The 9907-nt window shown below is 38.7% G+C and carries 10 protein-coding genes; all 10 read left to right on the top strand.

Features of this window, described 5'->3' with window-relative positions; translation table 11 throughout:
• On the top strand, nt 1–674 hold a 674-nt coding region (locus tag PAN06_RS11365; protein ID WP_269796357.1), incomplete at its 5' end, for an ATP-binding cassette domain-containing protein.
• 21 nt (nt 675–695) lie between these two features.
• Nucleotides 696–2378, top strand: a complete 1683-nt coding sequence (locus tag PAN06_RS11360) for an ABC transporter ATP-binding protein (protein WP_049510721.1) — start codon at nt 696–698, stop codon at nt 2376–2378.
• 349 nt (nt 2379–2727) lie between these two features.
• Nucleotides 2728–2940: a hypothetical protein gene (locus tag PAN06_RS11355; RefSeq protein WP_125456792.1), complete on the top strand. Its 213-nt coding sequence runs from the start codon at nt 2728–2730 to the stop codon at nt 2938–2940.
• 119 nt (nt 2941–3059) lie between these two features.
• Nucleotides 3060–3752 carry a YjjG family noncanonical pyrimidine nucleotidase gene (locus PAN06_RS11350; protein WP_269796356.1) on the top strand — a complete coding sequence of 231 codons (693 nt, stop codon included), beginning with the start codon at nt 3060–3062 and terminating at the stop codon, nt 3750–3752.
• A 61-nt stretch (nt 3753–3813) separates the two neighbouring features.
• Nucleotides 3814–4467, top strand: a complete 654-nt coding sequence (locus PAN06_RS11345) for a uracil-DNA glycosylase (protein WP_269796355.1) — start codon at nt 3814–3816, stop codon at nt 4465–4467.
• Nucleotides 4468–4476: 9 nt separating this feature from the next.
• Nucleotides 4477–4941: an 8-oxo-dGTP diphosphatase gene (locus PAN06_RS11340; protein WP_001135770.1), complete on the top strand. Its 465-nt coding sequence runs from the start codon at nt 4477–4479 to the stop codon at nt 4939–4941.
• Nucleotides 4942–4953: 12 nt separating this feature from the next.
• On the top strand, nt 4954–6222 hold the full coding sequence (locus PAN06_RS11335; RefSeq protein ID WP_269796354.1) for a dihydroorotase: 1269 nt from the start codon (nt 4954–4956) through the stop codon (nt 6220–6222).
• Nucleotides 6223–6263: 41 nt separating this feature from the next.
• The gene (locus PAN06_RS11330) at nt 6264–7625 is read left to right on the top strand and encodes an MATE family efflux transporter (RefSeq protein WP_269796353.1); all 1362 of its coding nucleotides are present in this window, start codon (nt 6264–6266) and stop codon (nt 7623–7625) included.
• A gap of 153 nt (nt 7626–7778) precedes the next feature.
• Nucleotides 7779–8747, top strand: a complete 969-nt coding sequence (locus PAN06_RS11325) for a thiamine pyrophosphate-dependent dehydrogenase E1 component subunit alpha (RefSeq protein ID WP_269796352.1) — start codon at nt 7779–7781, stop codon at nt 8745–8747.
• Between the two features lie 15 nt (nt 8748–8762).
• Nucleotides 8763–9755 (top strand): alpha-ketoacid dehydrogenase subunit beta, encoded by a 993-nt coding sequence (locus PAN06_RS11320; protein ID WP_269796351.1) that lies wholly within the window; start codon nt 8763–8765, stop codon nt 9753–9755.
• The last annotated feature ends 152 nt before the right edge of the window (nt 9756–9907 follow it).

Here is a 9907-nt window from a genome sequence, read left to right as displayed (position 1 = left end):
AAGAAGAAATTTTAAGTGGTATCAACCTTCAAATTGCTGAAGGAGAAATCTATGGATTTTTAGGACCAAATGGCGCAGGGAAAACAACTTTAATGAAATGCATGTTATCCTTATCAACTGTTACATCTGGTAGTATTGAAATCTTTGGAAAAAATTTACAAGATCACAGAGAGGAGATTCTAAGTCAAGTTGGAAGTGTTATTGAAACACCAATTTTTTATGAAAACCTCACAGCAAAAGAAATTTTGGAAATTCACGCGCAATATATGAGGAAAAATATTACCGAATCAGATATAATAAGAGCCTTAAGGATGGTCGGATTAAAAAATACGACTAAAAAAGTAAAAGATTTTTCGTTAGGAATGAGGCAAAGGCTTGGTTTAGCTCGGGCTTTTCTAACAAAACCTAAATTGTTAATTTTAGATGAGCCAATCAATGGTTTAGATCCAATAGGAATTCAAGAAATTCGAAATCTTTTGTTGTCGCTTTCAAAGGAACATGGAATTACAATACTAATATCGAGTCATATATTATCGGAAATTTCACAGATAGCAGATAAAATTGGTTTTATCAAAAATGGAGAAATGCTAGAACAAGTCTCTATGAAAGAGATTAGGAGAGAGAATATTGACTTAGAAGAATATTTTATGTCACATTTTCTAAATGAAATTTAAGAATTATGAGGTAGATTAGGAATGAAACAATTGACAAAGTACCATAAGAAGTCTTTTTATACTTTCATGATTTTTAATATACTAGTTCCTTTAACTAATATTGCTTTTGCTTATTCTATTAAAATTATAATTGATAGTGGAATGTCCCAAAATAGGGAAGCTCTAACCCAAGCGATACTAATAGGTGCTATCGTAATATTTATCTATGCCAGTCTTAATTTTATATCCCTTCGATTAAGAAATAAACTTGTTAGGCAGATTATGTCAAGATACAAAAATAAGGTGTTTAAATCTATTTTAGATAGCGATTATAGAGAATTTTCTAAGGAAAAATCAGGGAAATTTATTTCAATATTAACTGAGAACATGAAGAAAATTGAGCAGGATTATTTGCACCAGTATTTTAATATTTCAAAAAATATTTCCTTAATGATTTTCTCACTAGTAGCCATGTTTATAGGTAATTGGTTTTTGACCTTATTAGTTATCATTGCTAGCATTATTCCTATGATGATTTCAGGATTTATTGGACAAAAATCAGCCTCTCTACAAAATATTTCTATAATATCCGATCAGAAATATTTAGCTAAGGTTAAAGATATTTTAGCAGGGTTTCTAGTTATAAAGAGTTTTAATGTGAAAGAGGCTATCCGTCAAGATTACAAAAACGAAAGCGAAAAATTGGATGAGATATATTTCATCAAAGGAAAATTTGATGTTTTATCTAATGTTATTTCTCAACTTTCAGGGATGATTGTTTTTTTAGTAGCCTTTGGTGGAGGAATGTATCTGGTCTTCGGTGGGCATACCACAATCGGGAGTGTTACAGCTATTGTTCAACTAGTCAATTTTGTAGTAATGCCACTAAATGAAATTGGTATGGGAATGAGTAAATTCCGCGAAGGTCAGGCTACACTGAATTCATTTGAGGTAAAAGATGTAATCGAACTTCAAACTGGTAAAACGAAAGAATATTTTGATGATGTCATTTCTTTTTCAAACGTAGATTTTTTCTACCCTAATGCTGAGAAAAAGATTTTTAATAATTTATCTTTGCAGATCAAAAAGGGGGAAAAAATTGCAATAGTAGGTATGTCAGGTAGTGGAAAATCAACTTTACTCAATCTATTACTGCGTTTCTATGATGTAACAAGTGGGTATATCTCAATTGATAATCAAGATTTGCAAGCTATTTCAGCAGAGAGCCTTTATAACTTAATGACTATTGTTCAGCAAGATGTTTATATCTTTGATGATACTTTAAGAGCAAATATTACTCTTAATCAATTCTTCACTGATGAGGAAATTAGGCAAGCTGTCCAGCAGTCAGGTTTAGAAAGTTATGTTTTAGATAATGAATCTGGTTTACAAGCTTTATGTGGAGAGAATGGATCAAATTTATCTGGCGGACAAAAACAAAGAGTTAGTATTGCGCGTGCCTTGATTCGAAAAACACCAATCTTATTATTGGATGAGGCTACTTCGTCTTTGGATAATCAAGTAACTACTGAAATTGAAAGTTCAATCTTGGATATTCAAAATTTGACTGCACTTGTAGTAACCCACAAGTTGAATGAAAACATTTTGAAAAGATACGATAGAATTCTCTTTATGAAAGCAGGCGTCATTGTTGAAGATGGTTCTTTTTGTGACTTGATGGATAGGAGAGGTGAGTTTTATAAGTTGTTTGAGTTGAGTGTGTAGTGCTACCAGAATAAAAAGAGGATGAAAATCTTTAATCTTAAGTTGTTTTTCAATAATATTATGGTTGTATAAACAAAGGGAATTTGAGAATTAAAAAGTGACTAAAAAGAATGCTAAATAATATTAATCTGTAAAATACAACTCATCGAATATGATTAAATGGTAAATATCAATTAAATTGAAAATTTTATAGTGTTATAATATAATTAAACCATAAGAGCAAGAAGGTTGTGCTTAAAAAATAATCTTAGTATAGCTTATCTCTGACAAATATTTAGATTTTAGAGCTGTTTAATTTTAAGCAGTCATTATTTTTAATCATTAGGGGCTTCAAAGGAGAATATTTAAAATGAAACATTTTTTTGCAGGAATTGGTGAGATAAGATTTAGTAGTTATCTATTGTCTCTATGTGTAGGACTAGCCCCTCTTTTTCATATCTATGTAATAGGCTCTGAAATGAGTTTTGTGAAAATAGTATTATCTATTTTGGGAATCATATTTGTAGCTATTTTAACTATTGCTCGAATTTATAGAAGATTTTTTTATAATTCACCAGAATAGTATGTGTTAGTTAATCAATTGGAACTATTATTTTTGTTATACTTTACCACTTTTAAGTTTTTACATTAAACAACTGGCTGAAGTGAAAGTTGTTTATCTTAGAAAGGAAAACTCTCAAATTGTCCTACAAATTTCTACTCTTCGATCTCGACCACACCTTGCTTGATTTTGATGCTGCTGAGGATGTGGCTTTGACCCAACTTCTAAAAGAAGAAGGAGTTGCGGATATTCAGGCTTATAAAGACTATTACGTTCCTATGAACAAGGCTCTCTGGAAGGACTTGGAGCAAAAGAAAATCAGTAAACAAGAGCTGGTTAACACGCGTTTTTCTCGTTTATTTGCTCATTTTGGACAGGAAAAAGACGGTAGTTTTCTAGCCCAGCGTTACCAATTTTACCTCGCCCAGCAGGGACAAACTCTTTCAGGTGCTCATGAACTCTTGGATAGCCTCATTGAACGTGATTATGACTTGTATGCTGCGACAAATGAGATTACTGCTATTCAGACGGGACGTTTGGCTCAATCTGGTCTGGCACCTTATTTTAATCAAGTCTTTATCTCTGAACAGTTGCAAACACAAAAACCAGATGCTATCTTTTATGAAAAAATCGGTCAGCAGATTGAAGGTTTTCGCAAAGAAAAGACGCTGATGATTGGAGATTCCCTGACAGCTGACATTCAAGGTGGCAATAATGCTGGGATTGGCACGATTTGGTACAATCCTCATCACCTCAAAAATCACACACAAGCCCAGCCGACTTACGAAATCCATTCTTACCAAGACTTGCTGGATTGCTTAGATAAACTGTAAAAAGTGGTTTAGATAGCCACTTTTTGCTATAATAGAGGCAGTAAAAACAAAGGAGTCGGCTATGGAACACTCGTCTTGGCATGCTTTGATTAAGGAGCAATTACCTGAGGGTTATTTTGGGAAAATCAATCAGTTTATGGAGCAGGTCTATGCTCAGGGAGCTGTTTATCCACCTAAGGAAAAGGTTTTTCAGACTCTCTTGACAACACCGCTTGAAGAAGTTAAGGTGGTGATTCTAGGGCAAGATCCCTATCACGGGCCAGGTCAAGCGCAGGGCTTGAGTTTTTCTGTACCGGACTCTATCCCAGCTCCGCCATCCTTGCAAAATATCTTGCAAGAATTGTCAGATGACATTGGAGTTAAGAAATCTCATGATTTGACAACTTGGGCTGAGCAAGGAGTCTTACTTCTTAATGCTTGTTTGACGGTTCCTGCTGGTAAGGCGAATGGTCATGCTGGTCAGATATGGGAGCCGTTTACTGACGCTGTGATTCAGGTGGTCAATCATCTAGATAAACCAGTAGTCTTTATACTCTGGGGAACTTATGCACGCAGGAAGAAGGCCTTAGTTACCAATCCTCATCACTTGATTATCGAATCAGCCCATCCCAGTCCTTTGTCGGTTTATAGAGGATTTTGGGGTTCCAAGCCTTTTTCCAAAGCCAATGCATTCTTAAAAGAGACAGGACAAGAGCCAATCGATTGGCTTAGATAAGGAGAAAATATGCCTCAGTTAGCGACAATTTGCTACATTGATAACGGGAAAGAACTGCTCATGCTTCACCGTAATAAGAAACCCAATGATGTTCATGAAGGGAAATGGATTGGTGTGGGTGGTAAGCTAGAGCGAGGAGAGACGCCTCAGGAATGTGCAGCGCGTGAAATCCTTGAAGAAACAGGGCTCAAAGCCAAACCAGTTCTAAAAGGTGTTATCACTTTTCCTGAATTCACGCCAGATTTAGACTGGTATACCTATGTTTTTAAGGTGACGGAGTTTGAGGGCGACTTGATTGACTGCAACGAGGGAACGCTGGAATGGGTTCCCTATGATGAGGTTTTGAGCAAGCCGACTTGGGAAGGTGACCATACCTTTGTTGGGTGGCTTTTAGAAGATAAGCCCTTCTTTTCAGCCAAGTTTGTTTATGATGGGGATAAATTGTTGGATACCCAAGTTGATTTCTATGAATAAAGGAGAAAGCAGATGCTACTAATCAAAAATGGTCGTGTAATGGATCCCAAGTCTGGTTTGGATCAAGTGTGTGATGTCTTAGTTCAAGATGGGAAAATTATCAAAATTGCGCCTGAGGTCAAGGAAGAAGGAGCAGAAATAATTGATGCTACTGGTCTTGTAGTTGCTCCTGGCTTGGTCGATATCCATGTTCATTTCCGTGAACCGGGACAAACACATAAAGAAGACATTCATACTGGTGCCCTAGCAGCCGCTGCAGGTGGTTTTACAACTGTCGTCATGATGGCTAATACCAGTCCAACTATTTCAGACGTGGAGACTTTGCAAGAAGTTCTTCAGTCAGCTTCTAAAGAGAAGATTAATGTTAAGACGGTTGCAACCATTACTAAGAACTTTAATGGCCAAGACTTGACTGACTTCAAGGCACTCTTAGAAGCAGGTGCGGTTGGTTTCTCTGATGACGGTATTCCGCTTGAAAGTAGTAAAGTTGTCAAGGAAGCCATGGAGGAAGCTAAAAAGCTTAATACCTTTATTAGTCTTCATGAGGAAGATCCAGGTTTGAATGGGATTCTTGGCTTTAATGAAAATATCGCTAAAGAACATTTCCATATCTGCGGTGCGACTGGGGTGGCTGAGTATGCTATGATGGCGCGTGATGTCATGATTGCCTATGCAACTAAGGCTCATGTCCATATTCAGCATTTGTCTAAGGGAGAAAGTGTTAAAGTAGTGGAGTTTGCTCAAGGTTTGGGTGCGCAAGTCACAGCAGAAGTAGCGCCACAGCATTTCTCTAAGACAGAAGCACTTCTTTTGACTCAAGGTAGCAATGCTAAGATGAATCCGCCACTTCGTTTGGAATCAGACCGTCGTGCTGTTATCGAGGGTCTTAAATCAGGCGTCATCACAGTTATTGCGACAGACCACGCGCCTCACCATGCGGATGAAAAAAATGTTGAGGATATTACCAAAGCGCCATCTGGTATGACAGGTTTGGAAACATCCCTATCTCTTGGCTTGACCTATTTGGTCGAAGCTGGTGAGTTAAGCTTGATGGAATTACTTGAAAAAATGACATATAACCCAGCCAAACTTTATAACTTTGAAGCAGGTTACTTGGCTGAGAATGGTCCAGCAGATATCACTATTTTTGATGCCAAGGCTGACCGTCTTGTGGACTCCCATTTTGCTTCGAAAGCAGCTAATTCACCATTCATCGGTGAAAGCTTAAAAGGGCAGGTTAAATATACCATCTGTGAGGGACAAATTGTCTATCAAAACTAGGTGGGAGTCTGCTCTGTAAACAAAAAGAATAGAGAGCCTATATGTACCAAACCCATCATTTTAAAGACAAGTTTATCTTATTTTTAAAGATATTTTTCCCTATCCTGATTTATCAATTTGCCAATTATTCTGCCTCCTTTGTTGATACGACTATGACTGGTCAATACAATACCATGGACTTGGCTGGTGTGTCTATGGCAACCAGTATCTGGAACCCCTTCTTTACATTCCTGACAGGGATTGTGTCAGCCCTGGTGCCCATCATTGGTCACCATCTTGGTCGAGACAAAAAGGAAGAGGTTGCGTCTGATTTTTACCAGTTTATCTATCTGGCCTTGGGTCTATCTGTGGTCTTGCTGGGGATGGTACTTTTCTTGGCACCACCAATCTTGAATCATATTGGACTAGAAGCACCAGTGGCGGTAGTAGCGGTTCGCTATCTCTGGTTTTTATCTATCGGGATTATCCCCTTGTTGCTCTTTAGTGTCATTCGCTCCTTGCTGGATTCGCTGGGGTTGACCAAGCTGTCCATGTATCTCATGCTTTTGTTGCTTCCTCTCAATAGTGGATTTAATTATCTCTTGATTTTCGGAGCTTTTGGTGTTCCAGAACTGGGAGGTGCTGGTTCTGGTTTAGGTACTTCCTTGGCTTATTGGGTCTTGCTTGGAATTTCTGTTCTGGTTTTATTTAAACAGGAGAAGCTCAAAGCCCTACATCTTGAGAAACGCATTCCACTTAATATGGATAAAATTAATGAAGGGGTTCGCTTAGGTCTTCCTATTGGGGGGACTGTCTTTGCGGAAGTGGCTATCTTCTCCGTGGTTGGTTTGATTATGGCGAAGTTCTCATCCTTGATTATTGCTAGTCACCAGTCAGCTATGAATTTTTCAAGTCTTATGTACGCCTTTCCTATGAGTATCTCATCGGCTATGGCTATTGTTGTTTCCTATGAAGTGGGAGCCAAGCGATTTGATGATGCTAAAACCTATATTGGTCTAGGAAGATGGACTGCCCTCATTTTTGCGGCCTTCACCTTAACCTTCCTTTATATCTTTAGAGGAAATGTGGCCAGTCTTTATGGTAACGACCCAGAATTCATCAATTTGACAGCGCGCTTTTTAACTTATAGTCTTTTCTTTCAGTTAGCAGATACCTTTGCGGCACCGCTCCAGGGAATTTTACGGGGCTATAAGGATACCGTTATTCCTTTTTACCTTGGTTTGATTGGTTACTGGGGGGTGACACTCCCAGTAGCTATGGTATTCGACTCTCTAACAGATTTTGGAGCTTATTCTTACTGGATTGGTTTGATTATTAGTCTAATCGTGAGTGGGGCGCTCTACCGTTGGCGTTTGACAGTGATTATGAAGAAATTTGAATTTTTAGCAAAATTCAAACGATAAAAAGTTTGTGAAAAAATATTCTTTATAAGAAAATCCCTTGTTTTCATGGGGTTTTCTTTTTTATTTTGTGAAATTTTCTTTAGAAAAACTTTGACAGTTTTTTCCAAAAACGGTAAAATAGTAAGGTAAGAAGAAAGTTAGAAAGGCAAGAAGATGTCAACTTTAGATAAAAATCTTTTGCTAGAGATGTTCCGAAAGATGGAAGAAATCCGTCGTATGGACTTAAAAATTGCGCAATTAGTAAAGAAAGGGAAAGTGCCAGGAATGACGCACTTTTCTGTTGGAGAAGAGGCAGCTAACGTGGGGGCTATGTTGGCTCTCAATCCAGATGATCTGATTACCTCAAATCACCGTGGTCATGGACAAGCTATTGCCAAAGGGATTGACCTCAACGGAATGATGGCTGAAATCCTTGGAAAATACACTGGAACCTGTAAAGGTAAAGGTGGTTCTATGCATATTGCCGATCTTGATGCTGGGAACCTTGGTGCCAATGGTATTGTAGGTGGTGGTATGGGAATCGCTGTTGGTGCAGCCCTCAGTCAGCAAATGAAAAATACCGGAAAAATCGTTGTCTGCTTCTTTGGAGATGGTGCGACCAACGAAGGTGTTTTCCACGAAGCAGTGAACATGGCTTCTATCTGGAACCTGCCAGTCATTTTCTATTGCATTAACAACGGTTACGGTATCTCTGCGGATATCAAGAAAATGACCAATGTAGAACATATCCATCAACGTAGCGCCGCTTATGGAATTCCTGGAATGTTCATCGAAGACGGTAACAATGTCATCGATGTCTATGAAGGATTTAAGAAAGCTGTAGATCATGTTCGCAGTGGCAATGGTCCAGTCTTGATTGAAAGTGTCACTTACCGCTGGCTTGGTCACTCATCATCTGACCCTGGTAAATATCGTACGCGTGAAGAAGTGGAATTGTGGAAACAAAAAGACCCGATCGAAAACCTTCGCAAGTACCTCATTGAAAACACTATTGCAAGTGCCGAAGAATTGGAAGAAATCCAAGCGCAAGTCAAGGAAGAAGTAGAAGCTTCTGTTAAATTTGCGGAAGAAAGTCCATTCCCACCGCTTGAATCAGCATTTGAAGATATTTACGCAGACTAAGGAGAAAGAGATAAAATGGAAACAAAAACAATGTCCTTCCGTGACACCATTATCCTTGCTATGTCTGAGGAAATGCGTCGCGATGAAAATGTGTTCTTGATGGGAGAAGATGTCGGTGTCTTCGGAGGAGACTTCGGAACTTCTGTTGGAATGCTTGAAGAATTTGGTCCAGAACGCGTTCGTGACTGTCCGATTTCTGAAGCTGCCATCTCAGGTGCAGCAGCCGGAGCAGCCATGACAGGCCTTCGTCCAATCGTCGATATGACCTTCATGGATTTCTCGGTTATTGCCATGGACAATATCGTTAACCAAGCAGCTAAAACACGTTACATGTTTGGTGGGAAAGGTCAGGTTCCAATGACTGTCCGTTGTGCAGCAGGTAATGGGGTAGGTTCTGCCGCCCAGCACTCTCAGTCTTTAGAGTCTTGGTTTACTCACATTCCTGGTCTTAAGGTTGTGGCACCCGGAACACCTGCGGACATGAAAGGACTGCTTAAGTCTTCTATCCGTGATAATAACCCTGTTATCATTCTTGAGTACAAGTCAGAATTTAACCAAAAAGGGGAAGTGCCAGTTGATCCAGACTACACGATCCCACTTGGGGTTGGGGAAATCAAACGCGAAGGTACGGATGTAACAGTTGTTACTTATGGAAAAATGCTTCGCCGTGTGGTTCAAGCTGCTGAAGAATTAGCAGAAGAAGGCATTTCAGTTGAAATTGTGGACCCACGTACCCTTGTTCCGCTTGATAAGGATATCATCATTAACTCAGTTAAGAAGACTGGTAAGGTTGTTCTGGTCAACGATGCCCACAAAACAAGTGGCTATATCGGTGAAATTTCAGCTATTATTTCAGAATCAGAAGTATTTGACTATCTAGATGCACCAATCCGTCGTTGCGCAGGAGAAGATGTGCCGATGCCTTATGCGCAAAACCTAGAGAATGCAATGATTCCAACAGTTGAAAGCATCAAAGATGCTATCCGTAAAACATATAACAAAGAATAGAATTACATAAAATAAGTTATGTAAAATAACGGTTGTTTTTAACTTTAGTAACTTGATATATGTATTGTACCCAAATTATTTGCAAATTTGCGACAGGAGAGAGTCGAATCGATGTTATTCGACGAACGACTTAGTAAGTCTACTAGGTTGAC

The sequence above is a fragment of the Streptococcus sp. SM3 genome, assembly GCF_027497875.1.
The sequence above is the reverse complement of the archived record's forward strand: the minus strand, read 5'-3'. Positions and strand labels throughout refer to the sequence as shown.